22 protein-coding genes are annotated in these 26,369 nt (G+C 66.7%); 9 read left to right on the forward strand and 13 right to left on the reverse strand.

Annotation, left to right across the window (positions count from 1 at the left end):
* Position 1: 1 nt before the first annotated feature.
* On the reverse strand, positions 2-733 hold the full coding sequence (locus tag NDI89_RS16775; protein ID WP_277523377.1) for a DUF4397 domain-containing protein: 732 nt from the start codon (positions 731-733) through the stop codon (positions 2-4).
* Positions 734-1,014: 281 nt separating this feature from the next.
* Between NDI89_RS16775 and NDI89_RS16780 the strand changes: the two genes are divergently transcribed.
* Together NDI89_RS16780 and NDI89_RS16785 are read left to right on the forward strand one after the other, a co-directional pair.
* Entirely contained in the window at positions 1,015-1,284 is a 270-nt protein-coding gene (locus NDI89_RS16780) for a DUF7553 family protein (RefSeq protein WP_277523103.1), read from the forward strand.
* 235 nt (positions 1,285-1,519) lie between these two features.
* On the forward strand, positions 1,520-3,583 hold the full coding sequence (locus NDI89_RS16785; protein ID WP_277523104.1) for an SLC13 family permease: 2,064 nt from the start codon (positions 1,520-1,522) through the stop codon (positions 3,581-3,583).
* A gap of 35 nt (positions 3,584-3,618) precedes the next feature.
* Here NDI89_RS16785 and NDI89_RS16790 read toward each other — a convergent pair whose 3' ends face one another.
* The 3 genes from NDI89_RS16790 to NDI89_RS16800 form a co-directional block, all read right to left on the reverse strand.
* On the reverse strand, positions 3,619-4,749 hold the full coding sequence (locus NDI89_RS16790) for an ORC1-type DNA replication protein (RefSeq protein ID WP_277523105.1): 1,131 nt from the start codon (positions 4,747-4,749) through the stop codon (positions 3,619-3,621).
* Positions 4,750-4,977: 228 nt separating this feature from the next.
* A complete protein-coding gene (locus tag NDI89_RS16795; RefSeq protein WP_277523106.1) occupies positions 4,978-5,145 on the reverse strand; it encodes a DUF1059 domain-containing protein in 168 nt (55 codons plus the stop codon).
* A gap of 92 nt (positions 5,146-5,237) precedes the next feature.
* A complete protein-coding gene (locus NDI89_RS16800) occupies positions 5,238-7,286 on the reverse strand; it encodes a MutS-related protein (RefSeq protein WP_277523107.1) in 2,049 nt (682 codons plus the stop codon).
* Between the two features lie 79 nt (positions 7,287-7,365).
* On the opposite strand from NDI89_RS16800, the gene NDI89_RS16805 reads away from it, so the two are divergent.
* Positions 7,366-8,931 (forward strand): SagB/ThcOx family dehydrogenase, encoded by a 1,566-nt coding sequence (locus NDI89_RS16805; protein WP_277523108.1) that lies wholly within the window; start codon positions 7,366-7,368, stop codon positions 8,929-8,931.
* Positions 8,932-9,129: 198 nt separating this feature from the next.
* Positions 9,130-10,089: a DUF368 domain-containing protein gene (locus NDI89_RS16810; RefSeq protein ID WP_277523110.1), complete on the forward strand. Its 960-nt coding sequence runs from the start codon at positions 9,130-9,132 to the stop codon at positions 10,087-10,089.
* A gap of 275 nt (positions 10,090-10,364) precedes the next feature.
* Here NDI89_RS16810 and NDI89_RS16815 read toward each other — a convergent pair whose 3' ends face one another.
* The 3 genes from NDI89_RS16815 to NDI89_RS16825 all read right to left on the reverse strand — a co-directional run bounded on the left by NDI89_RS16815 (position 10,365) and on the right by NDI89_RS16825 (position 12,460).
* Positions 10,365-10,706, reverse strand: coding sequence for a hypothetical protein (locus NDI89_RS16815; protein WP_277523112.1), 342 nt, complete (start codon positions 10,704-10,706; stop codon positions 10,365-10,367).
* A gap of 121 nt (positions 10,707-10,827) precedes the next feature.
* On the reverse strand, positions 10,828-11,817 hold the full coding sequence (locus tag NDI89_RS16820; protein ID WP_277523114.1) for an aldo/keto reductase: 990 nt from the start codon (positions 11,815-11,817) through the stop codon (positions 10,828-10,830).
* A gap of 73 nt (positions 11,818-11,890) precedes the next feature.
* Positions 11,891-12,460, reverse strand: a complete 570-nt coding sequence (locus NDI89_RS16825) for a DUF6789 family protein (RefSeq protein WP_277523116.1) — start codon at positions 12,458-12,460, stop codon at positions 11,891-11,893.
* Between the two features lie 180 nt (positions 12,461-12,640).
* Between NDI89_RS16825 and NDI89_RS16830 the strand changes: the two genes are divergently transcribed.
* From NDI89_RS16830 to NDI89_RS16840, 3 genes are all read left to right on the forward strand, one after another.
* Entirely contained in the window at positions 12,641-13,609 is a 969-nt protein-coding gene (locus NDI89_RS16830) for a Gfo/Idh/MocA family protein (protein ID WP_277523117.1), read from the forward strand.
* 62 nt (positions 13,610-13,671) lie between these two features.
* Positions 13,672-14,517 carry an ATP-dependent sacrificial sulfur transferase LarE gene (gene larE / locus NDI89_RS16835; RefSeq protein ID WP_277523119.1) on the forward strand — a complete coding sequence of 282 codons (846 nt, stop codon included), beginning with the start codon at positions 13,672-13,674 and terminating at the stop codon, positions 14,515-14,517.
* Between the two features lie 526 nt (positions 14,518-15,043).
* The gene (locus tag NDI89_RS16840) at positions 15,044-15,400 is read left to right on the forward strand and encodes a hypothetical protein (RefSeq protein WP_226004686.1); all 357 of its coding nucleotides are present in this window, start codon (positions 15,044-15,046) and stop codon (positions 15,398-15,400) included.
* A 63-nt stretch (positions 15,401-15,463) separates the two neighbouring features.
* Here NDI89_RS16840 and NDI89_RS16845 read toward each other — a convergent pair whose 3' ends face one another.
* The 5 genes from NDI89_RS16845 to tatC form a co-directional block, all read right to left on the reverse strand.
* Entirely contained in the window at positions 15,464-15,748 is a 285-nt protein-coding gene (locus NDI89_RS16845) for an amphi-Trp domain-containing protein (RefSeq protein WP_277523121.1), read from the reverse strand.
* 80 nt (positions 15,749-15,828) lie between these two features.
* On the reverse strand, positions 15,829-17,598 hold the full coding sequence (locus NDI89_RS16850) for a nitrite/sulfite reductase (RefSeq protein WP_277523122.1): 1,770 nt from the start codon (positions 17,596-17,598) through the stop codon (positions 15,829-15,831).
* Positions 17,599-18,002: 404 nt separating this feature from the next.
* Positions 18,003-19,352, reverse strand: a complete 1,350-nt coding sequence (locus NDI89_RS16855) for an MFS transporter (RefSeq protein WP_277523123.1) — start codon at positions 19,350-19,352, stop codon at positions 18,003-18,005.
* Positions 19,353-19,358: 6 nt separating this feature from the next.
* The gene (nasA, locus tag NDI89_RS16860) at positions 19,359-21,485 is read right to left on the reverse strand and encodes an assimilatory nitrate reductase NasA (RefSeq protein ID WP_277523381.1); all 2,127 of its coding nucleotides are present in this window, start codon (positions 21,483-21,485) and stop codon (positions 19,359-19,361) included.
* A 354-nt stretch (positions 21,486-21,839) separates the two neighbouring features.
* Positions 21,840-22,811, reverse strand: coding sequence for a twin-arginine translocase subunit TatC (gene tatC, locus NDI89_RS16865; protein WP_277523124.1), 972 nt, complete (start codon positions 22,809-22,811; stop codon positions 21,840-21,842).
* 140 nt (positions 22,812-22,951) lie between these two features.
* Between tatC and NDI89_RS16870 the strand changes: the two genes are divergently transcribed.
* Positions 22,952-25,297 carry a twin-arginine translocase subunit TatC gene (locus tag NDI89_RS16870; protein ID WP_277523125.1) on the forward strand — a complete coding sequence of 782 codons (2,346 nt, stop codon included), beginning with the start codon at positions 22,952-22,954 and terminating at the stop codon, positions 25,295-25,297.
* Positions 25,298-25,356: 59 nt separating this feature from the next.
* Positions 25,357-25,533, forward strand: a complete 177-nt coding sequence (locus NDI89_RS16875) for a hypothetical protein (RefSeq protein ID WP_007109894.1) — start codon at positions 25,357-25,359, stop codon at positions 25,531-25,533.
* 3 nt (positions 25,534-25,536) lie between these two features.
* On the opposite strand, the gene NDI89_RS16880 is transcribed toward NDI89_RS16875, so the two are convergent.
* Positions 25,537-26,313, reverse strand: a complete 777-nt coding sequence (locus tag NDI89_RS16880; RefSeq protein WP_277523126.1) for a 23S rRNA (uridine(2552)-2'-O)-methyltransferase — start codon at positions 26,311-26,313, stop codon at positions 25,537-25,539.
* Positions 26,314-26,369: the final 56 nt, after the last annotated feature.

Here is a 26,369-nt window from a genome sequence, read left to right on the forward strand (position 1 = left end):
TTCAGTGACTACCGTGTTCGCCGCCGTCGTCGGCCATCGGGCCGTCGACGGTCACCTCGACGGTGAACTCGCGGTCCGTCGCGTCCGTCGGCGGCTCGAGGTAGCCGATCGCGTACCCGGTGTAGGCGGTACCTCGCTCGAGCGTCGCGTCGAACGACGCCACGGCCTCCGTCCCGCCGGCCGGCCTGACCGAGAGGGTGTACTGGCCGGCCGGAACCGGGACGTAGTCGGTCGAATCGGTGAACGAGACGTCCTCGAAGAGCAGGGTGTCGTCGGCGTAGACGTCCACGGCGGGCGCGTCGGGTGCGGCGTGGACGAGGCGGGCGAGCGCCGATCCGGCGTCCACCAGCACCGCCGGCTGGAACGTCTCGGCACCGAGCTCGCCGATCGCTGCGACGGTGTAGAACGCGGCGCCGAACGTGACGTCGCCCTCGAACGCGACCGTCTCCGGATCGCCGGCGGCCGTGATCGTCACCGCGTACGTCCCCGGTTCGATCTCGAGGTACGGCGTGACGTCGCCGTAGGCGACATCCGCGAGCACTCGATTATCGTCGACGTAGACGTCGACGTTCGGTGCGTCCGGAGAGAAGTGCGCGACCCGGACGGCCGCCCCTGAGACGGCCGAGTCCCCGTCGGCCGACTTCTCGTCTTCGGTCGGTCGCTCGTCGTGTTCGTGTTCGCCGCCGGCGAGAACGGTTCCGCTCGCCGCGGTCAGTCCGCTCGCGATACCCATCGTCTTCAGCGCACGTCGTCGTGATACTGGCATGATGCACCCGAGTCGGAGGACCATGCTCGAAAAAAGGCGGCAGTTCGTCTCGGGAGTACCGCCGACGTTTCCGGGTCACGACGCTGACGTATCCATTACCTGTCACCGGAAGGGGGAGCGTATTTCGGCGTGAGCAGGCCGTAGCGTCGGCCTACACCCATCGACCAGCAATGGCACGTCGATTCACCGCGACGGACGTGGCCACTGCTCGCCCAACCGTTATGCACCGACCCGTGGTCGACCGGAGTATGACGGAGCAACTCCAGCAGGCCCGAGACGACCTCGAGGAAGCGGTGAAGTCGGCCGACAGCGACGACGTCCGGGAGGACATCCGCGAAACCACGGACGCGTTCGCCGACTACGTAATGAGCGACACTGAGCCGGATCACGCCGTTCTCGACGAGCGGCTCAACACGCTCCGACAGGTCCGAGAACAGGCCGACGGCACCACGAAAGACAAGGTCGAGTCGGCCCTCGAGACGACCGAAGACTACCGCGAGACACTCGAGCAGGCCTGAGAGAGGGCGGGCGAGCGGAACGACGAGGGAAACGCGACGGTCAGTATTCTCCGGATGCTCGATCCGCCACGTGACCACCGCGTCCGTCTCCGCGAGCGGTTCGTCGACGCCGTCGTGCTCGAACCGGTCCACGACCGCCGCACGGGTCCTCGTCGACCGCCTCTCGAAACATAGATTTAGCAATAGCTCACAGACACGAGGGTATGACTGGTGACGGGAGCCCGGACGGCACACGATGACCGGTGCGGAGCTATCGACGGGTGCGCTGGTAGTGTTCGGTCTCATCGCCGTCGCACTCGTCCTGTTCGTTTCGGAGCTCATTCCCAACGACGTGACGGCGATCGGCATCATCGTCTCGCTTGCGGCACTCGAGCCGCTGACCGGCGTGGGTCACCGGGCGGCGATTTCCGGCTTCGCAAACACCGCGACGGTGACGATCGTGGCGATGTACATGCTCAGCGCGGGGATCCAGCGAACCGGCGTGGTCCAGCGGCTCGGCCTCTCGCTGGCGGCGTTCACGAACGGTGACGAAACCCGAGCGCTGGCGGCGACGGTCGCCACGACGGGACCGATCGCGGGATTCATCAACAACACGCCGGTCGTCGCGATCTTCATCCCGATGATCTCCGATCTCGCCGAGAAGACCGGGGTGTCGCCCTCGAAGCTCCTCTTGCCGCTCTCGTACGCGGCGATCCTCGGCGGCACGCTGACGCTCGTCGGCACCTCGACGAACCTGCTGGCGAGCGAGTTCGCCGCCACCCTGCTCGAGCGAGGACCGATCGGTATGTTCGAGTTCTCGGTGCTCGGGCTCGCGATTCTGGTTGTCGGACTCGCCTACCTCATGACCGTCGGTCGGTGGCTGACGCCTGCGCGGATCCCCGCCGACGCCGACCTCGTCGAGGAGTTCGACCTCGAGGACCACCTCACGCAGGTCCGCGTCGATGCGGACTCGGCACCGGTCGGCCTCACGGTCGACGAACTCGAGGAGCGGATCGAAGCGAACGTGCGCGTGCTTCAGCACCGTCGAGACGGGACACGCGACGGTCGACCTGCCGCGAACGAGCGCGTACTCGAGTACGACGGCACCGGCGAACCCGCGTCCGATAGCGACGCCGAACCCGAGCGCGCCGACGACATCGGTTCGGAGACACGCGTCGACGGGTCGGACCGCGACGTGCAGGGTCATCGCGATGGAGCCGTCGAAATCCGATCCGATGCAAAGGAGGACGGTCAGCAGCGCGACGGAAACGGCGACGCAACCGAAGTGCTCGAAGCCGGCCGGCACATCCGGGAAGGCGACGTGCTCACGATACACGGTACCCTGCAGGCGGTCAACCGGTTCGTCGAGAACCAGACGCTCCGTCAGCTCCATCGAGAATCGGTCACCGAGGAGACGTTCGACGAATCCACGGCCGACGAGCGGCTCGCGAAGACGATCGTCCCGGTCGACTCGCCGTTCGTCGGGAAGACGCTCTCCGAGACGCACCTCAGGGAGGTCTACCAGCTGACCGTACTGGCGATCCGTCGCGACGGCGAATTGCTCCGGACCGACCTCGAAGAACGGACGCTCGAGGCGGGCGACCTCCTTCTGGTGCAGGCCCTTCCCAGCACGCTCGATTTCGTCACTGAAACGGGCGATCTCGTCGTCGTCGAGGAGGACGTTTACGACCGACTGATCGAAGAGGGAGCGGACGAGATCGCACCGCTGTCGCCGAAAACCCCGATCGCGCTCGCCATCATGGCCGGCGTGGTCGGCACCGCCGCGCTCGGTCTCGTCTCCATCGTCATCGCGGCGTTCGCCGGAGTCTTCCTCATGATCGTGACCGGCTGTCTGTCGACGAACGACGCGTACGATGCCGTCTCGTGGAACATCGTATTCCTGCTGGCGGGCGTGATCCCCCTCGGCGCCGCCCTCGAGGCGACCAACGGCTCGCAGTTTATCGCCGGCGGTCTGGTCGCCACTGCGGAGTTCCTCCCGCTCATCGCCGTCCTGTTGCTGTTTACCGTCGTCACGGGACTGCTCGCCAACGTCATCACGCCGGTCGCGACGGTCGTTCTGATGATCCCCATTGCGGTCGACGCCGCGGAGAGTCTGGGCGCCGCACAGTTCTCCTTCCTCCTCGCGGTGATGTTCGCCTCCGCGACCTCCTTCATGACGCCGGTGGGGTACCAGACGAACCTGATGGTCTACGGTCCCGGCGGGTACAAATTCACCGACTTTCTGCGAGTCGGCGGCCCGCTACAGCTGCTGCTCGCGGTCGTGACGACGGTCGGTATCGCCGCTATCTGGGGCATCTGAGATGTGAGTACTCCGGAATAGTCTTCGGCGAAAAATCACTCGAGCCGGTCTAACACCGCCTCTTTCTCGTAGGACAGCGAGAGCGACCGCGAGCGGCCGCGGCCGTCGACCTCCGCGTAGTCGGCGTCGATCAGCCCGAGCTGGTCGAGCTTGTTGACGATCTCGGAGTAGCGCGTGTAGCCCAGATCGGTCCGCTCGTGGAATCCCTCGTAGACCTCGCCGGCCTGCTCGCCGTCGTGTTCGGCGATCACCTCGAGCAACGCTCGCTCGGTGTCGGTCAGCCCCGAGAGCGACCGCGAGAGGTTGATGTACTTGGACTTCTCGTAGGCGTCCTCGACGTCCTGGCGCTCGACGGTGCGGCTGGCCCGCATCTCGGCGTTGAGTCCCGCCCGGCGCAACAGGTCGATGCCGACCCGGAGGTCGCCGCTCTCGGCGGTGAGTTCGGCGACGTACTCGAGTGTCTCCCGACCGATCACGCCCTCGTGGAAGCCGCGTGTGACCCGTTCCTCGAGGATGTCGACGATCTCGGGCTGGTCGTAGACCGGGAAGTAGACGTCCTCCGGGCGGAAGACGCTCTGGACTCTCGAGTCGAGTTCGTCGATCACGTCCAGTGCGGGATCCGAGGAGACGACGACGACGCCGATCTTCGCGCCGGGGTACTCCTCGTGGGCCCGCAGCAGCGAGTAGAGCGTGTCCGAGGCCTCGTTCTCGTAGAAGAGGTAGTTGATATCGTCGAGCGCGACGACGAGGACCTTGTCCTCCTCGACGAGTTTCTCGGCGATCTGGCCGAACAGCTTCTTGAACGAGATGCCGGAGGACGGGGGCTCGTAGTCGAACGTCCCCTCGAAGAGCCGCGAGAACACCGAGTACCGGGTCGCGTTGACCTGGCAGTTGACCCGGATCGTCCGGACCTCGCTCGTCTGGGCCCCCACCTCGTCGAACAGCTTCTGGATCGCGGTCGTCTTGCCGGTGCCCGGCGGCCCTCGGACCACGACGTTCAGCGGTCGCGACCCCCGCACCGCCGGGCGCAGCGCGTACGTCAGGCTCTGGGTCTGGCCCTCGCGGTGCTTGAACGTCTCGGGAATATAGTCGATTTCGAAGACGTGCTCGTCTCTAAAGACGGATTCGTCCCACGACAACATCCCCTCGTCGGGGTCGTCTCCCATCACTTTCACCCTGCTTCCGCAGCGTCTTAATGGTTCGGTGGCCGAATCCGCGGTTCGACCGCGGTATCGCATACTACTATATCACTCATCCAGAAGAATCGGTGTCCGATCCGTCCGTCTGAGTGAGAGCACTGACGCCAGGGGCGAAACGGAAGCGTGGGAAACAGAGATACTGGGGAACTACGGCGGCTCTCTGAGGAGAGAGACTCGGAATGCCGTCGAGTCGGTTCAAGCGGCCTCGATCCGCTCGAGCCACCGGTTGAGATCCGCCGGAGCGATTCGACTGCGGTGTGAGACGCGAGCGTGGGCTCGCGCGAGCCGCGCCGCCTCCTGATCGGCATCGCAGCGCAGTTCGAAGGAACACCCCTCCCTGGGACACTGGAACTGATATGGCATACCGTAACACAACCGTCCTGCGGTGGTAGGCCTTGGACTTGCATACCCCAGTGCAGTATGGCGACGCTCGGCTCCCCTCGGCGACCGAGCGGTCACTCGAACTTCTCGAGCAGCCGATCGTAGAAGATTGGATCCGAGTCTCCCTCGCCGCCGCTCGGCGCACCGCCGTTGGCCGCGACCGCTTCGTCTCGAGCCTCGTCGGCCAGCTTCTCGACGATCAGCTCCGGCGTCGACCGCGCGAGATGGTCTTTGACCGGCGAGCGGTTCACCTCGAGTTCGCCGTCGACGAGCCCGACGGCTTCGATCCCGTCGACGGTGACGGCGAACGCGGCCATTTCGCGTATCTCGTCGGCCAGGTGCGAGACGAACACCGCCGTCGCGCCGTTCTCCGAGAGGGCCTCGAGGATGCCCGCGATGATCTTCGCCGACGCACCGGGCTCCGTGATGCTCTCGAGTTCGTCGACCAGCACCAGCGATCCCTCACCGCCCTGTGCGAGATCCGCGAACTCCCGGACGGTTGACTCGAAGGCCCCCGCGTCCAGCGTGCCCTGCGTCTTGGCGTGGTAGTGGAGGTCGTCGAACCGCCGCAGGCGAACCCGCTCGGCGGGGACGGGGAGCCCCATGTGCGCCAGAATCACCACGCTCGCGACCAGATCCAGCGTGGAGGTCTTCCCGCCGCTGTTGACCCCAGAGAGGAGGGCCACGCCCGAGACGTCGTAATCGACGGGGTCGATCGCCTCGAGGGGTTCGTCCAGCAGGGGAGACCGACCGCCCTCGATCGCGAACCCGACCTCGCCCGCGGCGTCGTCGGTACCGAACTCCGGCATCACGCAGTCGTACTCCCGGGCGAACCGGGCGATGGCGAGCTCGACGTCGAGCTCGAGGGCGTCGCGAACCAGCTGACGGGCCCCCTCGCGCTGGTCGGCGAGGTCCGCCGCGAGCTCGCGTTTGAGCCGGCCTGCACGCCGCTCCTTGGCCGCTGTCAGCTCCTCGCGCAATCGACTAATGACATCCTCGTCGCGTTCGACCGGGAACGTCGGCTCGTCGCTGAACGCGCGGCGGGCGATCTCCGCCTCGCCCTGGTCGAGATCGAGCGCGTCGACGAGGTGATCGCGGGACGCGTCGACGGCCGCGGCGTACTCGTCCGCGAGTTCTCGAGACAGCAGCGAGTCGACGCCGGCCCCGCGCTCGACCAGCGAGAGCAGGTCCGAGCCCTCGATCGTCACATCCTGCTCGCGGATCGCCTGCCGGAGGTGATCGTTGGCGACGCTCTCGGCCGCGCCCGCCGCCGCGTCGAGGTCGTCGACCGCCGTCGTCAACCGATCGAGTTCGTCGTCGCCCGCGACCGTCCCGTCTTCCTCGAGCCGCGAGAGGCCGTCCTCGAGCGCAGCGAGATCGCAGGGCGGCTCGAGATCGGCGGCCCGGTGGACCTCGATGGCCGCCTGGAGTCGACCCCGATTGCGCGCGAAGAAGGCCAGCGGGCGCTCGGGAACGACGTCCGCCGGATTGTCGAGCGCGTCGGGACGGACCTGCACGTCGCCCTCGAGGGTCACGCCGGCGAACGACTCGTCGAGTGCGATGACGGTCGAGTACCCCCGGGCGAGCTCGGCCAGCCCCTGTGCGTCCTCGACGACCTCGACGGAGAGTTCCGGAATGGCCTCGCGCGCCTCGGAGTAGCGCTCGGCGTCCGTCGTCGCCAGACACCGCTCGCGGACCTGCACGTCGCCCGGTTCCCGGAGGGGCTCGACTCCCTCGAGCGCCTCGAGCACGGCGGGATCGGGCTCGCGCTCGAGCGCGTCGGCCGCGAACGCCTGCACCTCCTCGATTCGCGAGCGCCGCGGGCTCGGATAGAGCGTCTCGAGTCGCCGGGCCGCGTAGTCGGTGACCGTCCGTTCCTCGAGCAGCTCGAGGACCGCGCGGTAGACCTCTCGAGCGCGATCGGTCGCCAGAAATCCGCCGGGATCGTCGTGCTCGAGCCGGATCGCGCCGCGCGCGATGCGGGCGGCTCGCCCCTGGGAGATCCCCGGCGCGGCCGCGATCGCTTCCACGTCACCCGTCCGCAGCGCGCGCTCGGGATCGTCGAGCTCGGCCAGCGCACGGGCCGTCTTCTCGCCGACGCCCGGAATCGACTCGAGGTCCATGTTCTCGAGATGCGTATCAAACCGGAATGAGAAAAAGTTCCCGCCCGGGCTTTTCGGTCCCGGCGTGGTAGCTCGAACTATGCCGATCGGCGCGCTCGACTATCACGACCGGACGACACACTCGCCCAGAAGCGTCCGCGAGGCCGGACCCGGGCTCGATTTCGACAACAAGCCGCGGCCGTACAAGGAGTACGTGGACCGCGCGACGGTACCATTGACCGATCGAATTCGACCGCCCCAGCAACCCGCGCTGGCGGCGATCGCGGAGGCGACACCCGAGGGGACCCCGACCCCGGATCGGCACCCCGACCGCGAGACGGTCACGACCCTCTGTTACTACGCCGCGGGTATCACGAAGCGAATAACCAAGCGCGAGGGCACCCTGCTGTTTCGCGCCGCCGCGACGACCGGCGCGCTCTACCACGTGGACCTCTACGTCGTCTGCAGCGATCTCGAGGGGGCCGACGATTCGGGGACTCCGACGACCGATCTCGAGGCCGGCGTCTACCACTTCGATCCCCGAACGCTGTCGCTCGACGTGCTCCGGGAGGGAGACTACCGCGGCGTGCTCGCCAGCGCGAGCGCAGACGAGGGCGTCGCCGACGCACCGCTGTCGATCGTCGCGACCTCGACGTGGTGGCGCAACGCCTGGAAGTACGGCGACCGGACGTTTCGCCACGCGTTCTGGGACTCCGGCACGACGCTCGCGAACCTGCTCGCGGTCGCCCACGCGCTCGACTACCGTGCCGAAGTCGTTACCGGCTTCGCCGATCAGCCCGTCGCCGACCTGCTCGGCCTCGAGCCCGACCGCGAAGCGCCGCTGGAACTCGTTCCGATCGGCGCGGGCGATAGTGTTCCCGAGTCCGACCGTGACGACTTCGAGTCGATCGACCCCGCCACCGAGCCCCTTTCACCGACCGAGAAATCGTTCCCGACGATCCGCGATGCGTGGTCGGCCGGCACCCTCGAGAGCGGCGCTGCAGCGAGATCCTGGCGAACCGAGCGACCGGCGGGGTCGATCGGCACCAGGGAATCCGGTGACGGCGACCGGATCGCACTCGAGCCAGTCGATGGCGAGACGGCCTCGAGACGGCCGCTCCACGAGACGATCCGTCGCCGCGGCTCCTGTCGCGAGTACGAGCGCGACCCGATCAGCGTCCGGAAGCTCTCGACGGTCCTCGACCGCGCCGTTCGCGGTGTGCCGATGGATATCCGACAGGGAGGGGATCCGCCCCTCTCGTTCGTCGACCCCTATCTCGTCGTCAACGGCGTCGAGGGGCTCGAGTCGGGCACGTATCGCTATCACCCGGCTGCGGACGAGCTCGAGCGGCTCCGGGTCGGTGAATTCCGCAGCGAAGCGGGCCACCTCGCGCTCGATCAGCGGCTGGCCGCCGACGCCGCGGTCTGCATCTTCTTCCTGACCGATCTCGAGGACGTCGTCGACGCGCTCGGGGATCGCGGGTATCGGGTGGCGCAGCTCGAGGCGTCGCTGACGGCCGGCCGGCTGTATCTGGGAACCTACGCCCACCGCGATCTCGGCGGGACCGGGCTGACGTTCTACGACGACGTCGTCTCCGACTTCTTCGCGCCGCGTGCCGCGGGACAGACGCCGATGTTCCTGTATACGATGGGGCGGCCCGCCTGAACCCGTCTCGTCGACGTCGAATCAGAGTCAGGCAGAGAGAGGATAGCACGCACTGACGGGGTTGTCGCACTTTTATACGGCAGCGCGTCGCTCCATCGAGCATGCAGCCGAACCGGCGGCCCGAGCGCTCGGGCTCGAGGCAGTGGCGTCGACCGCCGTCGAGTCAGCGTCCGATTCGGGGACGACAGGAGCCAACGCATGGAGTATGAACGCACCGACGTCGCCGTCGATCGACTCGAACTGCTCCGGGCCTACGGCTACGGGCTCTGTATGGGCGCGGCCGACGCGCTCCCGGGCGTCTCCGGCGGCACGGTGGCGCTCTTGCTCGGGTTCTACGGCCGGCTGATCGCCGCCATCACTGCGTTTACCCCCCGCCGAGCGATCGCCGTCCTCCGGGGCTACCACCCCGAACGGCGAGCGCGCGCTCGAGAGTCGCTGCTCGAGCTTGACCTGCAGTTCCTGATCCCGCTCGGCGTCGGCATGGTCACCGCGGTCGTCCTCATCGCGGACGTCGTCTCGTCGCTCGCGGAAACCCATCCGATCGCCATCTTCGGATTTTTTACGGGGTTGATCGCCGCCTCAGCGATCACGCTGGGTCGGAGCCTCGAGCTGTCCTCGCCGACCCACGTCGGGGCTGCGGTAGCGGGTGCGACCCTCGCGTTGCTGGTCGCCGCCGATATCCTCCAGCTCCCCGGCGGCGGTCCGCTCGTGATCGTCTTCGCCGGTGCGATCGCGATCAGCGCGATGATCCTCCCGGGGATCTCCGGCTCGCTGATCCTGATCCTGCTCGGCCAGTACGTCTTCCTCTCCGGCGAACTGAGTGCGTTCGTCCGCGCCGGCCTGGGCCTGCTCGACGGCGGATCGCTCGCGGCGGTCACCGACCCGGGAACGACCGTCGCGCTGTTCATGGTCGGCGGAATCGTCGGCCTCGTCACGATCGCTCGCGTCGTACGTGCCGCGCTGGCCCGCAATCGCGGCCTGACCCTCGTCTTCCTGGTGAGCCTCATCGCCGGCTCGGTCCCCGCCCCGCTGCACAACATCGCCGACGCACACGCGTGGACGACTGAGACGATCGCACTGACGGCCGCGTGGGCGGCGATCGGAGCGATCGCCCTGTTCGCGCTCGAGTCCCTCGTCGGCGGGTTCGACCCGGAGTGAGCGGAGCGAGCCGACGCCGTCGTTCGGTACAAACCCGCTTGCGCCCGCCGGTATCGCCGTTATTTCCTCGGGAACGCTAAGACGACTATGCCGGTCACGGCGCTCACAGGGCGGAAACCGATACGAACGCTGTCTATCCGTACGCTCCTCGTGGCGGCGACGCGGGAGTTCGACCGCGGAAACTGGGAGCGCGGACTCTTGCTGCTCGGCCTGATCGTTCTCGTCCGATCGGGAGCGGTTATAGACGCGGTCCACGGTGATCGGCCGACGTCCGGTTAGTCGCCGAAGTCGGCGTCCTCGAAGTGCTCGTTCGCGAGGTCGTCGATCACGTCCTCGACCTCGTCCTGCGTCTCCTCGTCGAGGTCCTCGATCGCGCCGACGCCGTGGCCGCCGCTTTTCGCCGTCTGCAGGGCGTTCCTGTTGAGGTTCCCGTCGGGATCGACCACCGGAAGCTTCAGGTCCGTGAAGTTCTCCGGCGGGAATCCCGAGGCCGAGAGAATGAAGTGCTCCCCGACCTCGCTCAGGTCGTCGGTATCGAAGTCCTCGAGTTCGGGTTCGTCCCATTCATCGGTCGTCGTGCCCGAAAAGTCGGGTTCGTGCATGTCGTAGTCGGTCACGCGCGTAGCTACGCCACGCCGGAAAATCGGCGTCCCGCTTGCGTTCTCAGCGGTTTCGAGTGGGCCTCGAAAACGACGCGTCGATCTCGTCCGGTGGCGGGTGCTGAGAGAGCCGCCAACACTACCAGCGGTGGTGAACGTGCTCGAAGACGTACTCCTCGTAGACGTCCCGAACGACCCCGTGAACCCGATTCGAGAGCGGCGGGAGCTCCGAGACGACGGCGTTGCCGTGGACGTGTTCTGGCGAGGTCGTTCCCGGAATGACCGTCGAGACCGCCTCGTGGTCCAGGATCCACCGGAGCGTGAGTTCGGCCAGCGACAGGTCGTCGGGGACGTGGGCCTCGAGCGCGTCGACGGCGTCGTGTCCCGTCTCGTAGGGGACGCCCGCAAAGGTCTCCCCGACGTCGAAGGCCTCGCCCTCGCGGTTGTAGTTGCGGTGGTCGTCCTCGGGGAACGTCTGGTCGCGCTCGAGCGCGCCGGTCAGCAGCCCCGAGGCGTACGGGACCCGGACGATCACGCCGATATCTTCGGCCCGGGCGCGTTCGAAGAACAGCTCCGCGGGCCGCTGGCGGAACGGGTTGAAGACGAGCTGGACGGTCTCGACGACGTCGTACTCGACCGCCTTGAGGGCTTCCTCGACTTTTTCGACGCTCACGCCCGCGTGAGCGATCTTTCCCTCGTCGGCGAGTCGTTCCAGCGCGTCGAACGTCGACGGCCGGTAGTACGCCGCCGTCGGCGGGCAGTGCAACTGGAGGAGGTCGAGGGTCTCCTCGCCGAGGTTCTCGCGGCTCCGGTCGACGAACGTAGAGAGGTGGTCGTAGTCGTAGCCGTCGGCCTCGTGGGGCTCGAGGCGTCGTCCCGCCTTCGTCGCGACGAACACGTCGTCGTGGGCCTCCCGCTCGTCGAGGACGCGACCGATGTGGCGTTCGCTGCGGCCGTCGCCGTACACGTCCGCGGTGTCGACGAAGTCGATCCCCGCATCGAGGGCAGCGCGGACGACATCGCGGCCGGTCTCGTCGGCCACGTCGCCCCAGTCGCCGCCGATGTTCCACGTCCCGAGGCCGACCTCGGAGACGCCGCGTCCGGTCGAACCGAGTCGTCGATAGTTCACGTGTGGTCGTGTTCCGGAATCGGCCTATGACTTGGCCTGCCGGCAACCGCCACCACGGGAGCCGACGACGGAGTCAGTTCCCGTCGTCGTACTCGTACTCCCGCTCCGGGTCCTCGACGCCCTCGGTTCGGGACCCGACCCAGGCCCCGAGCGCCAGTCCGTAGACGAGGTGGCCGGCGTGAAAGAGCGCGAGCTCGTCGGCCTCGAGCCGGATATCGAGCAGTTCCTGGAGCACGACCTGGACGCCGAACGCAGACAGGACCATGCCGTAGACCGCGCCCCAGACGAGCCCGCGCTGTTCGGGCTCGATGGACCGACCGGCGGTGTACAGGGAAAACAGCGCTCCGAAGAGCGCACCCGAGCTGACTCCATAGAGGAGGTGGAGCGCGAGGCCGGCGATCCGGTGGTCGCCGGGCTCGCCGCCGGCGACGTACTGCGACCAGAAGTTCGCCGACGGCGGCAGCGATCGCAGGAGCGGGAGCCGAAACGCGGTCATAATGAGCGTTGCGACGACTCCCCCTTGCATCCCGCGGGCGACCGCGTCCGCGATGTGTTCCTCGCGGGAGTGTTCGTCGGCCTCGCTCGTGTGGCCCTCGGTGTCGATAACCGAACGGAGTCGACCCAGTCGATTTGAGATCGCCATGGTGATCGGGATAGCGATCCTACCAGAGACACCGTCTTAATCGTCCGGCGCGCTGTGTACTGGTTCCCCCAGCGCGGCCGCAACCGGGGTAGCTCGGCAGCGGTGGGTCCGGTGGTCCCGACGCTCACCGCTCGTCGGAGACTGCTGGAATACTTATACGGGTCGGCGGAACACACGGGCATGGATTTCGGCGTTCTCAGCACGGCGGGCATCGCACAGAAGGCGTTCCTCCCGGGAATCGAGGCCAGCGACCACGACGTGACGGCGATCGCGTCTCGCGACGAAGCCGACGCGCGCGCCGTCGCGGCGGAGTACGATATCGAGGCGTCCTACGGCGGCTACGACGAACTCATCGCGAACGCCGACGTCGACGCCCTCTACGTCCCGTTGCCGAACGCCCTCCACGCGGAGTGGACGAAACGCGCGGCCGACGCCGGACTCGACGTCCTCTGCGAGAAGCCCCTCGCAGTCGATGCGGCCGAGGCGCGTGAGGTCGTCGACCACTGCGCGGACAGGGATGTGACCCTGATGGAGGCGTTCATGTACCGATATCACCCGCGGACCGAGCGCGCGTTCGCCCTGGCGCGCGAGGAACTCGAGGACGTCCGCTCGGTGACTGCGACGTTCAAATTCCGGCTCGACCGGACGGGAGACATCCGCCTCTCGCCCGAGCTGGCGGGCGGGAGCCTGATGGACGTCGGCTGCTACCCCGTCTCCGTGGTCCGTCAGGTCCTCGGCGAACCGGATCGGGCGTACGCGTCCGCGGTCGACACCCGCAATGCCGGTGTCGATTCGGAGCTGACCGGGCTCCTCGAGTACGCCGACGGGGCGACCGGCCGCGTCTCGTCGAGTTTCGACACGGAGACCGTCCAGCGCTATCGGATCGAGGGGTCCAACGGCTGGATCGAGGTCCAGAACGCGTTCGACGTGCCCGACGGCAGGCTCGAACTCGAGTACCGGATCGACGGCCGCCGCGGCGTCGAGACGTTCGATCCGGTCGACCAGTTCCGGCTCGAGATCGAGCACTTCGCCGACTGCGTCGCCACAGATCGGACCCCGCGAACGGACGGCGACGAGGCGATCGCCAACATGCGGGTGCTCGACGCGCTGTCGGAAAGCGCAGAGCGCGGCCGTTCCGTCGAGATCTGACGAACCCCGCGTGAGCCGCGGACGACAACGTCCTTTTGCCCGTCGGGTTCGAACGACGGTCTATGACAACGGTCGAGCCGAAACTCCGGGCCGCCCGCGACGACCTCGCGGCTCGCGACGGCGTCGTCGTCGCCTTCTCCGGCGGCGTCGACTCGAGCGTGGTGGCCGCACTCGCCCACGACGCGCTCGGCGAGGACGCGGTCGCCTGCACCGCGAAGAGCGAGACGCTCCCCGAGGCCGAACTCGAGGACGCGAGACGAGTCGCGAGCGAGATCGGCATCCGCCACGAGATCGTCTCCTTCTCCGAGCTCGAGAGCGACGCGTTCGTCGAGAACGACGACGATCGCTGCTATCACTGTCGAACGATGCGACTCGGCGAGATGCTCGAGACCGCCCGGGAACTCGGCGCGGGAACGGTCTGCGACGGGACGAACGCCGACGATCCCGGCGCGGGCCACCGGCCCGGGCTGCAGGCGGTCGAGGAACTGGACGTTCACTCGCCGCTGCTCGCCCACGACATTTCGAAGACCGAGGTCCGCGAAATCGCCGACCGCTACGACCTCTCCGTCGCCGAGAAACCCTCGATGGCCTGTCTCTCCTCCCGGATTCCGACCGGCCTCGAGGTCACCGAAGACCGGCTCACGCGGATCGAGCGGGCCGAGGCGCTGCTCCGACAGTGGGGGTTCGACCAGTTCCGCGTCCGCGACCACGACGGCCTCGCACGCATCGAGGTCGCGCCCGACGAACTCGAGCGCGCCCTGAATCGAGAGTTCGTCGAGACGGTCCGCGCGGAGCTGTCGAATCTGGGCTTCGATCACGTCACGCTCGACCTCCACGGCTACCGGACCGGCAGCGTCAGCCCCGAAACCGAGGACGAATCGGCCGTCGAATCCTCGAGCGGCGACTAACAGCGAAATTTTGCCGAGGCGAGCCGTAGGCGAGCCCGCAGAGCAAAATTTCGATCAAAAGCACTCACACTGACCTTTTTTCCGCTCGGGTTCACTGCGTTCACCCCTCGCGCAAAAAATCTCGACCAAAAAAGCCGCTCGCTCACTTCGTTCGCTCGCGGTCAGTAGCTGGGCAAGGGCCTGCCCTCCCCCGGGTCGTGCGGCTCTCGCGTCTGCTCGAGCCGCGCTCCCGGCCGAAGCCGTATTTCGTTGCGTTCGATAGCGAGAGACTGGCTTCGAATCCACAACTGACGACAGCTATCGGCTGAGAACCGGCAGCCGAGTACGGAAGTGATGAGAGAACCGATCGAAATGGCGAGAGTAGATTCGTCGATCAGTCAGTTACAATCGGTTTAGGTAAACATAACTCCAGAATATAACCACATTTCGCGCAGAGAACCCGCCATTGTTGTAGGTTCTGGACTATCGTTCGATAATATTGCTCGTTGCGATACGAACGTAGCGCTTGCGTTGGTATCAGTGACTGATGGAAGCCGACGTGCCGCTCGAGTGGACGACCGAAGAGTGTCGGACCTACACCCCGGCCGACACGGACCGGGAAATGCAGTATCGGACGTATCTCCACGAATCAGGTGATTTGCGGCTGAAGGTTGCACCCGCGTCGCTCGACGGCGAAGACCATCCCGGCTACGCGCTGACGGCGACGAGTTATCCGGGGCTCGACCTCTCCGAGACGATGCGGGTCAGGACCGTGTTGACGTTCGAGCGGTGCAACCGGATCGCGGGCGAGTTCATGGACCTCTTCTCGGCCAGCTACGACGGCCCCGGCTCGCTCGAGGACGCACTCGAGTACGCCTACGAGCGAACCCGAGGCCATCGCTGATCGGCTGGTGGAAGCGACCACGTGCCGTCGCCCGACTCTCCCGGGGCGAGTCCGAGCGTAGCGTTACTCGATCTCTAACGGTCCGCTATCGCCGTCCTCGCCGTCGGTCTCGTCCCACTCGAGTTCGAATTCGACGCTCAACTCGCCGGGCGCGTCGGCCGGCCCCTCGCGTTCGGCCTTGACTTCGAAGGTGGGGCGAGCGGGGGGTTCGAGCGTCAGCGATTCGGAGCCGGATTTGAGCGTGATCGGTTCGCCGTCCTCCAGGTTGTCCGCGACGCGGCGGAGCAGCGACGCGATTTGGGCTCGCTCCTGAGCGCTTTCGGATTTGAAGAGTACTTCTTCGGGCATACGCCACTATACGGTCCGGGAGTTGATAAATACGTACTCTCGAGGTCAGTTCGGTACCGCCGAGAAAGCGAGATTTCGTCTCAGTCGTCGGACGGCGCTGCGGACTCGTCGCCCGCCGCAGCCGCCGCGGACTCGCTCTCCGCGAAGGGGTACCACGACTGCTTGGCGTCGGCCATGTACGGCGCTTCGAAGTCCGTCTCCTCGGGCTCGCAGAACTCCACGAGCTGTGCCTCGGCCGTCGCCTCGACCCACTGGCGGAACGTCTGTCCCTCGGTTCGGTGGGCCGCGTAGGCCTCGAGCAGGTTGCGGATCGCGCCGGGAGCCTCGTCGGCCGGGACGCGCTGCTGAACCCAGTCGATGAACGAGGGGTCCTCGCCGATACCGCCGCCGACGCCGATGTCGAAGGCCTCGACCATCTCGTCGTCCTTGCGGGCGCGCATCCCCTGCAGGCCGATATCGGCGGTCATCGCCTGCCCGCAGTCGGCCGTACAGCCGGAGTAGTGCATCTTGATCTTCCCCACGTCCTCGGGCAGGTCGACGTTCGCGTTGAACCAGCGCAGCATGCGGGCCATCCGACCCTTCGTCTCGGTCAGCGCGATCGAACAGAACTCGGTTCCGGTGCAGGCCATCGCGCCGCGCTCGAAGGGGCTCGGCTCGGCGGGATACTCGGACAGCAGCGGTTCCGCGAGCAGCGCATCCAGATCCTCGTCAGCGACGTCGACGATGACGGGGTTCTGGCGGCGGGTGAGCCGAATCTCGCCGGAGCCGTACTCGTCGGCGAGATCGGCCAGTTCGATGGCGTCCTCGGCCGGCAGGCGACCGACGGGCACGCTCAATCCGACGTAGTTCCGACCGTCTTTCTGATCGCCGACGCCGACGTGGTCGTGCTGGCCCTCCTCGACCGGTTGCCCGGCGTTGTACGTGTACTCCTCGCGGAAGTCCTCGCCAGCGGTGTGCATCTCGAACTCGAGGTACTCCTCCTGGAGCGTCTCGCGGATCTTCGCCATGCCCCAGTCCTCGGCGAAGAACCGGGCGCGGTTCTTCGAGCGGTTCTGTCTGTCGCCGTAGTCGTGGTAGAGTTCGACGAAGCCGCGGCCGACCTCGTAGGCGTTCTCTGGCCGGACGAAGACGTCCAGCGGCGTCGCGGCGCGCGGCTGACGACCGCCGAGCCCGCCGCCGATACGGACGTTGAATCCCTTCACTGTCTCCCCGTCTATCTCCTTCGTCGCCGGCTCGAACCCGATGTCGTTGATCGAGTCCTGTGCGCAGCCGACCGTACAGCCCGACGCGCTGATGTTGAACTTCCGGGGCATGTTCGCGAGCGCGTCGTCTTTGCGAAGCTCCTCCTCGAAGCGCTCGAGCAGGGGCCCGGCTTCGACGAACTCCTCGGCCTTTCCGTGGAGCGGACAGCCCGAGATGTTTCGCATCGTGTCACCGCCCGCAGAGCGGGAGTGGACGCCGACCGACTCGAGTTTCTCCCAGATCTCCGGGACGTCCTCGAGCTCGAGCCAGTGCAGTTGGATCGACTGCCGCGTCGTCAGGTCGATCCAGCCGTTGCCGAACTCGGGGTTCTCGACGGGGCCCGTCGCGTAGTCGCGAGCGACCTCGCCGATCGTCCGCAGCTGGTCGGGCTCGAGAATTCCGCTGGCGTTGGTCAGCCGCATCATGAAGTACGATTCCTGGCCCGAACGCTGGTGGAACAGCCCCCAGAATTTGAAGCGGGTGAACCACTTCTCGCGTTCGTCCTCCGGAATCGCCTCGTAGCCGCCGTTATCGGCGAAGTCGAGTATGTGTTCGCGGACCTCGTCCCCGTAACAGCCCTCTTTGAGTTCCTCTTTCTTATGCGACATCTGGGACCACCTCACCGACCGAACGATCGGACGCGAAATCGCGAAGTTCTTCACCAAACATGTCGTAATTCACGTTTTAGCAACATGGTACTAAACCTTATAACGGTAATCGTTTACAAACATCTGCTTTTGATTCGTATTCGGAGCCGGACGTGGCATCTCCAATGGAATATGGTCTGTATAAGGACGTATATCGCGAGTGACCGGGGTGGAGAATCGGCGATTACAAACGCGATCCCAGCAGTTCGATCTCGGTCGCACGCGAACGCGGGGGTGATATCCGATTCGGGCAGTCCGGTTCCGCGCGCGACGTTCAAAACAGTACAAACCGTTGTGGCGAGAGCGATCGCTGACGGATCAAACCCCGACGAATGGGTAGAACGGTGCGCGAAACGCGAACGAACTCAATCGTCGGCCGGAACCGGCCCGTCCGGGGCGGGCTCCACTCGAGTCCGGTACAGCCCGCCGGAGAGGCCGATCGACGCGACTGCGAGGACGAGGACGACGACGAAACCGTTCGCGTACCCGGCGGTCCCCTGCAGATCGACGAACAGCCCCAGCACGGGCGGGATAACGAACCCGCCGAACGCGCCGAGCCCGCCGACCAGCCCCGACGCGCCCCCGACGGCCTCCGGGACGTATTTCGGGACGAGACCGAACACCGCCGCGTTGGCGACGCCGATCCCGATGCCGAGCAGCACCGTCGCGCCGATCGCGAGCGGGACGGTTCGAGCGACGACCAGAATCGCCGCGGCGATGCCGACGACGACGAAGCTCGCTATCGCGGTCCGTTCGCCGCCGACGCGGTCGCTCACGACGCCACCCGGCACGCGGACGAGCGCCGCGAGGAGCGTGAACGCCACCGCCGTGAGGGTCCCGGCACCCTGCAAGTCGAGGTCGTGGACAGCTGTCCAGTACGACGGGAACCAGGTCGTGAGCGCGAGGAAGCCCCCGAAGGACGCGAAGAACAGGCCGACGAGCACCCAGGTTCTCGGAATCCCGGCCGCCTCGCGGATCGAGGCCGTCGCGTCGCCGCTGGGGAACAGATCTTGCCCCCGCGCTTCGGCCGCCCGCCTCGCATCGTCGGCCTCGAGTCCCCGCTTCCGGAGCTGAAAGAACGGGGCGTCGACGGCGACGACGGCGTAGACGACGGTTCCGAGGACGAGGAACCCGAACCACGCGAGGTACGCGCCCGTCAGGCCGAGGGCGGCGAGCGCGACGGGAACGACGAGCGTGAAAATACCCGGCGAGCTGTTGCCGAGCCCTGCGTACACTGCGAGCATCGTCCCCTGTCGGTCCTCGGGCGACCAGTAGGACGTCTGGGCCGCGCCGACCGAGAACGTCGCGATCCCGCAGCCGCTCAGCGCGCCGAACAGGAACACCAGCGGATAGTGGGCCATCGTCAGGCCGTCCGTGCCGACGGTCACGAGAATCGTCGAGAGGCCGGCCATTCCCACGACGGCACAGCCCAGCAGGACCAGAAACGGCTTCGCCGCCCCGACGTCCTCGACCCACGCGCCGAACGGAATCCGGAGCAGCGAGCCGGTCAGCTGCGGCGCGGCGACCAGCAATCCGAGGGCGAGTCCGGACAGCCCCATCGCGCCCTCGAGTTCGGTCGCGACGGGACCGTAGAGGACGACGCCGGCGAACCCGACGAAGAAGCCGAGGGTCGCCGACGCGACGCCGCGTCGCGGATCTCCCCGGATATCGCGTGTGCCGTCGCTCGTCGGTTCGGGGGTCGATTTCGCGGTCATGAACGGTCAGGCGCTCGCTTCCGCGACCGCCCTGACATCCCGTTCCCGCGGCGGCTCGAGACGAACCGCGCACTGCTTGAAGTTCGGCTCGTTCGAGCGCGGGTCGACGTCGGGGAGCGTGAGATCGTTGACGTCAGGATGGTGAATCGGCAGCCAGACGACCCCGTCCGGGATCGCCTCGTCCGTCTCCACGCTGACCGTCACCGACGCTCGGCGGGAGACGACGCGGGCGAACCGCTCGTCTTCCTCGTCGGCCTCGTTCCCCTCGGCCGTGGTTTCGATTTCGTCCGCGAAGGCGGCGGCCGTCGCCGGGCTGACCCGGGCCGTCGGCGGTTCGTCCTCGCGGGTTCGAACCCCGGTGTTGTACGCGCCGGGGCGACGGGCAGTCGTCAGCGTGAACGGATACGATTCGTCCGTCGGTTCCGGGAGCGCTCGAGCCTCGCTCATCGAGAACCGGGCGCGGCCGGACTGCGTGTAGAACGACCAGGATTCGCCGCTCGAGTCGGCGGCGGAATCGGTCACATCGTCCGACTCTCCGGCGGTCTCGTAGTACCGGTACCCGCCCGCTACGTCCGGTGCCGGTGCCGGCCAGCGGACCGCGCGTTCGGCCTCGAGGCGGTCGTAGCTGATCCCCGAGAGATCCGCCGGAGTTCCGGCCGTCAGCGAGGCGAACTCGTCGAAGACGGCTTCCGGCTCGGGTCGGCCGTCGAACAGATCCGGGACGAGTCGGTCGGCGAGCTGGCCGATCAGCGCGAGATCCGTTCGGACGCCCGAGGGCGTCTCCGTCGCCGCCCGAACCCGGGAGACGGTCCGTTCCATGTTTGTCGTCGTCCCCTCCGACTCGCCCCAGGTCGCCGCGGGCAGGACGACGTCGGCGTATTCGATCGTCTCGCTGCGGAAGGCGTCCTGCACGACGAGGAACGAGTCCGCGAGTTTCTCGCGGACGCGGGTGGTATCGGGCATGCCCGCGACGGGGTTGGTCGCGACCGCGTAGACCGTATCGACGTCGTCGCCGATCGCGTCGACGATGCCGACGGGTCCCGGTCCGGGGTCGTCGGGGAACCGCGAGACGGGCACGTCCCACGTCTCGGCGACCTGCCGTCGGTGGTCCGGATCGGCAAACGGTCGGTGGCCGGGCCAGGACCCCTTCGAGGAACAGACGCGGGTCCCCATCGAGTTGGCCTGCCCGGTCAGCGAGAACGGTCCCGAACCCGGCCGGAGGTTGCCCGTCGCGAGACACAGGTCGATCAGCGCGCCCGCGGCCGCGGTCCCGTTGACGCTCTGGTTGATTCCCATCCCCCAGTACAGCAGGGACGGATCCTCGAGCGCCGCCGCGAGGCGGTCGACGTCGGCCATCGAAACGCCCGCCGTCTCGGCGGCGTCGGCCGCGTCGGGGAGGTCCGCACGGAGTTCCTCGAATCCGGTCGTCGCCTCGTCGACGAACGCCTCGTCGATGCGGTCCGTCTCGACGACGCGGGCGAGGACGGCTCGAGCGAGTGCGAGGTCACCGCCCGGCTCGAGGGGCACGTGGTGGTCGGCGACCTCGGCGGTCTCGCTGTGGACGGGATCGACGACGATCAGCTCGGAGTCGTCCTCGTCCGCGGACTGCCGAATCCAGCGGAACATGACCGGATGAGCGGCCGCCGGGTTCGCACCCCAGACCACGTGCGTGTCGGCCTCGGGGATGTCGTCGTAGGTCGGCGGCGGCGCGTCGCTGCCGAACGCGTCGTAGTACGCCGTGACGGCCGAGGCCATACACAGCGTCGTGTTGGCGTCGTAGTACCGGGTTCCGAAGCCGCCGCGGGCGAGCTTGCCCAGCGCGTAGGCGGCCTCGTTGGTCTGCTGGCCGCTCCCCAGAACGGCGACGCTGTCGCCGCCGTCCTCGAGCGCGGTCCCCAGCCCTTCCGCCGCGCGCTGGAGGGCGGATTCCCACGTCGTCGGCACGAGGTCGCCGTCCGCCCGCACGAGCGGCCGCGTCAGCCACTCCCCGCCCGGATCGGCGGTCTCGCTGACGCCGCGCTGACACGCGAGTCCCTGATTGACCGGGTGACTGGGGTCGCCGCGGACGGTCTCGAGGCCGTACCCCCGTTCCGGGGTCTGCTGGACGTGGCCGCACCCGACCGCACACCGCATACACGTGGTCGGGACGAGATCGGTCACGATACCCACCTCGCTGCGGTACCGGAGCGAGCGGGACTGTGTGATTTACAATCACACCCATCCAATGGAGATTCGCGTGATATCATGCAGAGTTTCACAGATTAGGGAAACATACGGAGTTACTAAACGGTGATCGTTTACAAACTGTTTATTTTGGCTCGGAAACGGCCAAGAGTCCGGAATATGCGGACGGATAGGGAGAATATAAGGGCATTATACGCGGAGAATTCCGAGTCGCGAGCGACCGAACGTCCACGAACCGACGACAGGCGTGACTACCCGAGTGAGAGCCGTCGTGTCGAAAACGGGGACCGACTCGAGCGCGAGCTACTCGCGCCCGACCCACTTGAGGATGAACAGCGTCCCCTCGAACAGCAGGATCATCGTCACGGCGACGAGGATGGGTGCCATCCCCGTCGGGTCGAGCGTGAACGCGAAGGCGAGCGCCGCGAAGGCCGCCCAGAAGTACAGCCGCTTCTGGGCGAGCCAGCGGCGGGTCGTCACGCCCAGCATGATCGCCAGCATGATGAACAGCGGAATCTGGAAGACGATCGCGAGGAAGCCGGTCAACGTGATGATCAGGTTGAACGTGTCGCCGAGCGCGTACTGGATATCCGCACTCGCCTCCGCGTAGTACGTGAAGTACTCGAACAGGATCGGCAACACGAGCAGGTAGGAGAAGACCATCCCGAGCGCTCCGAGGATGACGCTCGTCGGCACCGCCGCGAGGTAGTACTTGCGCTCGTTGGGGTACAGTCCCGGCCGCATGAACAGGTAACACTCGTAGATGAACGCCGGCAACGCGACCATGATCCCGAGCAGCGACGAAATCTTGATCCGGGTCAGCCACAGCTCGAGCGGATTGTACACGTGCGGCGGCGGCGCGTCGCCGCCGGCGGGGAAGACGTTGAACCAGACGAACTGGATCGCGTCGGAGGCCCACAGCAGGCCGATCGCCGTCCCGCCCGCCCCGAACAGGAGGACGACCGCCAGCCGGAGGACCATCTCCTCGATGTGATCGGCCAGCGGCATCTCCTCGTCGTCCGGCGGCGTCGAGATGCCGCCGATATCGTCGTCGGGGTCGGGATAGGTCGGTTCGGGGTTGTGACGGTCGCTGACGACCCCTTCGCCGTCGGTCTCGAGGTTCGGGTCGTCCGCATCCCCATCTTCGGACGGCTCGGCGTCGCTCTCGGACGCCGGTTCGGACGCGTCGGCCGCGGACGGCCGGTGCTCGTCGGGGTCCTCCCGCGGCTCTGCCGGGCCCTCGACATCGCGGTCGTCCGCCGGCTCGTCCGACATCTACAGGATATTGATAGGCCACCGGTTATAGGCCTTTTTCTTACGAAGACCCCTCGAGGGTGAGAAGGCCGGCCGATCGCCCCACGAACCGCGTACCCACTCGAAAGGTTGATAACTGGATGTCAGTTACCACCTACCCAATGAGTTCTGCCGTCGACGAGGACACTGCCAAGGCCATCAACAGCGGCCGGGAGACGATCGGCGCGTTACTCTCGGGTGCCCAACAGCACCTCCAGAAAGTGTTTATCGTCTTTCTCGTCGGCTTCGTCGGCGCCTTCTACGCGCTTCGGATGGTCGTCTGGGACTTCCTCGAGGCGACCGCGACGGGCCAGATGAACGAGGAGATCGAGGCCTCGACCGACATCATCACACGGACGCCGTTCGAAGTGATCCTGTTACAGGCCAAGATCGGGATGGTCGTCGGAGCGCTCTTCGCACTCCCCGCCCTGCTCTTTTTCTCTCGGAAAGCGCTTCGCCGTCGCGGCTACACCAGCGTCGTCCCGATTTCGAAGGGGTACATCGCCGGATTCGCTGTCATGGCGCTGTCCCTGTTCGCGGCGGGCGTCGTCTACGCGTACACGATCTTCTTCCCGTACGCGTTCGGCTTCCTCGCGACCAACGCCGTCAGTGCCGGCGTCAAGCCCAGTTACGGCATTACCGAGTTCACCGAGTTCATGGCGCTTCTGACGCTCTCCTTCGGCCTCGCCGCCCAGTTGCCGCTGTTGATGGGCGCGCTTTCCTACACCGAGATCATTCCTTTCGAAACGTTCCGGGACAAGTGGCGATACGCAGTCATCGGAATCGTGATCTTCGGGGCCCTGTTCTCGCCGCCGGACCCGTTCACGCAGGTCATGTGGGCGATGCCGATGATCGTCCTCTACGTCTTCAGTCTCGGGCTGGCCAAGGTCGTCACCAACGTGCGACGGCGCGGCGCGGCGACCTCCGGCGGGACGGGGACGGCCCACATCAAGCGCCGACTGCTCCAGTTCGGCGGCGCGCTCGGCGTCGCCGCCCTCGCGATCACCGTCGCCGTCGATCAGGGTGCCTTCGGGTACCTCCACGAGTCGGTCTTCCCCGCGTTCCCGTCGGCGGTGCGGCCCAGTAGACCGACCGGACTCGAGACGACGGCGATCGAACACGGACTGCTCGGCGAGGTCGCGGTCGGCCTCCTCCTCGCCGCCGCCGTCGGGGCACTCGTCCTCCTCGCCTACACGATTTACGTGCTGCAGGAGCCGGTCTATCCGCGACCGGACGACATCCGACGGGCCGACTCTCACGAGGACGTCGACTTCGACACGCTCGAGGTGGACGACATCGAGGACCTCTCGGCGCAGGTCTTCCGGACGATGAGCGAGGAGCAGGCGCTGGAGTACTCCCGGCAGGCGATGTACGACGACGACCGATCGAAGGCCGAGGCGATCCTCGACCGCTTCGATACGATTCAGGAGATGCAGGCCGAGGACGGAGACGCAAGCACAGGAGCCACAGCGAGCGCCGGCGGGGCCCCAGCGGGTGAGGACGAGGGCGGCCTCTTCGCGAACACCGCCGCCGGCATGCTCGACCCCTTCACCGAGGACGAGACCACCGAAGACGACATCGGCGGCTACGCCTACGACATCGCCTTCGTCCTCAACAGCCTCGCCTCGCGGATGTTCATCATCGTCGGTATGTTCATGGCCGTCATGGGCGCGACCTTCTTCTGGCTCTACTCGGGCGGCCTCGGGAACGTGCTGTTGCTCTTCCTCGACCGGATTCCCCGAGACGTGCTCGCCGAGGTCGTCGGCGAAGACGTCAATCTGAGCGAGTTGAACGAGACGCAGTTCCTCCAGCAGATCATCGAGGAACTGGACATCGTCGTCGCCCTCCACCCCGTCGAGGTGCTCATCTTCGAGGCGAAGGTGAGCGCACTCGCCGGCCTCGTCGCCGTGTTGCCGGTGGTGCTGTACTTCGCCTGGCCGGCCGCCAAGGAGCGCGGACTGGTCTACGGCGACCGGCGCACGTTCATCGTCTGGGGCGGCGGCCTGCTGGCCGGCTTCGCCGTCGGGACTTACTTCGGGTTCTTCTGGGTCGCCCCGTCGATCATCTCGTATCTGGTCTCGGACGCCCTCGCGAACCAGGTGGTCGTCTCCTACCGGATCAAGAGCTTCTTCTGGCTCGTGATCTTCACCACCGTCGGGATCGGCTTCCTGCTGAACATCATCGTCACGATGGCGCTGTTCCACGTCGGCGGCATCGTCAGCTACCGCTCGATGCTCGAGCGCTGGCGGCCGGTCGTCGTCGGGATCTTCGTCCTCGCGGCCTTCTTCAGCCCGAAGGGGATCCTCATGATGCTGATCTTCTCGATCCCGATCGCGCTCACGTACCTGATCGGGCTCGCCGTCCTCTACGTCCTCACCGCCGGCGGGCGGCTGTTCGACGGCGGCGGTGGCGGATCGGCGACCGATTCGAACGCCGACGGCGACACCGGGGCCACCGTCGTCGACTGACGGCTCGGTGCCGCGAGCCGACGGCTTAAGTCGCGGGCTTGCGAACGGCTAGGCAACTGATGCCCAAGATCAGCGTCGAAATCCCACAGGAGCTCCTCGACGACCTGGACGACCACGTCGGCGACGACGGCAAGTTCGTCAACCGCAGCGACGCCATCCGATCCTCGATCCGCAAGAACCTGGATATTTTAGACGAGATCGACAAACGCCACGACCGCCTCGAGGACCAGGAATAGAGCCTACTCCTCGTCGATCCGCTGGGCGAAGCCGAAGTTCGGCTTCACGTCTTCGACCCGGACGGTGACCGTTTCGCCTTCGTCGGTGTCCGACACGAACAGCCGGTAGCCCTCGACCGAGGCGATGCCGTCGCCCTCGCTGCCGACGCTCTCGATCTCGACCTCGAGCTCGTCGCCCGACCGAACCGGTGCGGTGAGACGGCCCTTCCCGATGAAGTAGACCTCGGAGGACTCGTCGCGGCTGGCCTCCGGTGACGTCGCGCGGACGTATTGGAACTCCTCCTCGACGTCGGCCCGGAAGTCGTCGACGTCCGGCCCCTCGAAGACCTTCACGACGAAGTCGCCGCCGCTGTCGAGGAGTTCGAGGGCGGTCTCGAAGGCCTGCCGCGCGAGGTGCAGCGAGCGGGCCTGATCCAGCGAGTACTCGCCGGACATGTTGGGTGCCATGTCCGAAACGACCACGTCGACGGGGCCGCCGGCGGCGTCGACGACGCGGTCGCGAGTCTTGTCCTCGGTCATGTCCCCGCGGAGCGTCTCGACGTTATCGTGGTCGTCGAAGTCCTTGATCCGCTGGAAATCGACACCGATGACGTTCCCGTTCGGGCCGACCGCCTCGGCGGCGACCTCGAGCCAGCCGCCGGGGGCCGCACCCAGGTCGACGACGGTGTCGCCGCCGTCGATGACGTTCTCGAGCTGGTCGAGCTGTTTGAGCTTGTAGGCCGCTCGAGAGCGGTACCCTTCCTGCTTCGCTTTGTTATAGTAGTGGTCTTTTCCTGCCATCGCGATGTCGCTCAGTTACCGTCCCTAGGCGGTCGATACGGATAGGTGACGCGACT

The organism is Natrinema salsiterrestre (genome assembly GCF_029502005.1).
GTDB lineage: Archaea > Halobacteriota > Halobacteria > Halobacteriales > Natrialbaceae > Natrinema > Natrinema salsiterrestre.

Excerpts from the sequence above, each read along its gene's own strand:
- NDI89_RS16775 (WP_277523377.1), bottom strand. The coding sequence starts at position 733 with ATGGGTATCGCGAGCGGACTGACCGCGGCGAGCGGAACCGTTCTCGCC.
- NDI89_RS16780 (WP_277523103.1), top strand. The coding sequence starts at position 1,015 with ATGACGGAGCAACTCCAGCAGGCCCGAGACGACCTCGAGGAAGCGGTG.
- NDI89_RS16785 (WP_277523104.1), top strand. The coding sequence starts at position 1,520 with ATGACCGGTGCGGAGCTATCGACGGGTGCGCTGGTAGTGTTCGGTCTC.
- NDI89_RS16790 (WP_277523105.1), bottom strand. The coding sequence starts at position 4,749 with ATGGGAGACGACCCCGACGAGGGGATGTTGTCGTGGGACGAATCCGTC.
- NDI89_RS16795 (WP_277523106.1), bottom strand. The coding sequence starts at position 5,145 with ATGCCATATCAGTTCCAGTGTCCCAGGGAGGGGTGTTCCTTCGAACTG.
- NDI89_RS16800 (WP_277523107.1), bottom strand. The coding sequence starts at position 7,286 with ATGGACCTCGAGTCGATTCCGGGCGTCGGCGAGAAGACGGCCCGTGCG.
- NDI89_RS16805 (WP_277523108.1), top strand. The coding sequence starts at position 7,366 with ATGCCGATCGGCGCGCTCGACTATCACGACCGGACGACACACTCGCCC.
- NDI89_RS16810 (WP_277523110.1), top strand. The coding sequence starts at position 9,130 with ATGGAGTATGAACGCACCGACGTCGCCGTCGATCGACTCGAACTGCTC.
- NDI89_RS16825 (WP_277523116.1), bottom strand. The coding sequence starts at position 12,460 with ATGGCGATCTCAAATCGACTGGGTCGACTCCGTTCGGTTATCGACACC.
- NDI89_RS16830 (WP_277523117.1), top strand. The coding sequence starts at position 12,641 with ATGGATTTCGGCGTTCTCAGCACGGCGGGCATCGCACAGAAGGCGTTC.
- larE (WP_277523119.1), top strand. The coding sequence starts at position 13,672 with ATGACAACGGTCGAGCCGAAACTCCGGGCCGCCCGCGACGACCTCGCG.
- NDI89_RS16840 (WP_226004686.1), top strand. The coding sequence starts at position 15,044 with ATGGAAGCCGACGTGCCGCTCGAGTGGACGACCGAAGAGTGTCGGACC.
- NDI89_RS16845 (WP_277523121.1), bottom strand. The coding sequence starts at position 15,748 with ATGCCCGAAGAAGTACTCTTCAAATCCGAAAGCGCTCAGGAGCGAGCC.
- NDI89_RS16850 (WP_277523122.1), bottom strand. The coding sequence starts at position 17,598 with ATGTCGCATAAGAAAGAGGAACTCAAAGAGGGCTGTTACGGGGACGAG.
- NDI89_RS16855 (WP_277523123.1), bottom strand. The coding sequence starts at position 19,352 with ATGACCGCGAAATCGACCCCCGAACCGACGAGCGACGGCACACGCGAT.
- nasA (WP_277523381.1), bottom strand. The coding sequence starts at position 21,485 with ATGCGGTGTGCGGTCGGGTGCGGCCACGTCCAGCAGACCCCGGAACGG.
- tatC (WP_277523124.1), bottom strand. The coding sequence starts at position 22,811 with ATGTCGGACGAGCCGGCGGACGACCGCGATGTCGAGGGCCCGGCAGAG.
- NDI89_RS16870 (WP_277523125.1), top strand. The coding sequence starts at position 22,952 with ATGAGTTCTGCCGTCGACGAGGACACTGCCAAGGCCATCAACAGCGGC.
- NDI89_RS16875 (WP_007109894.1), top strand. The coding sequence starts at position 25,357 with ATGCCCAAGATCAGCGTCGAAATCCCACAGGAGCTCCTCGACGACCTG.
- NDI89_RS16880 (WP_277523126.1), bottom strand. The coding sequence starts at position 26,313 with ATGGCAGGAAAAGACCACTACTATAACAAAGCGAAGCAGGAAGGGTAC.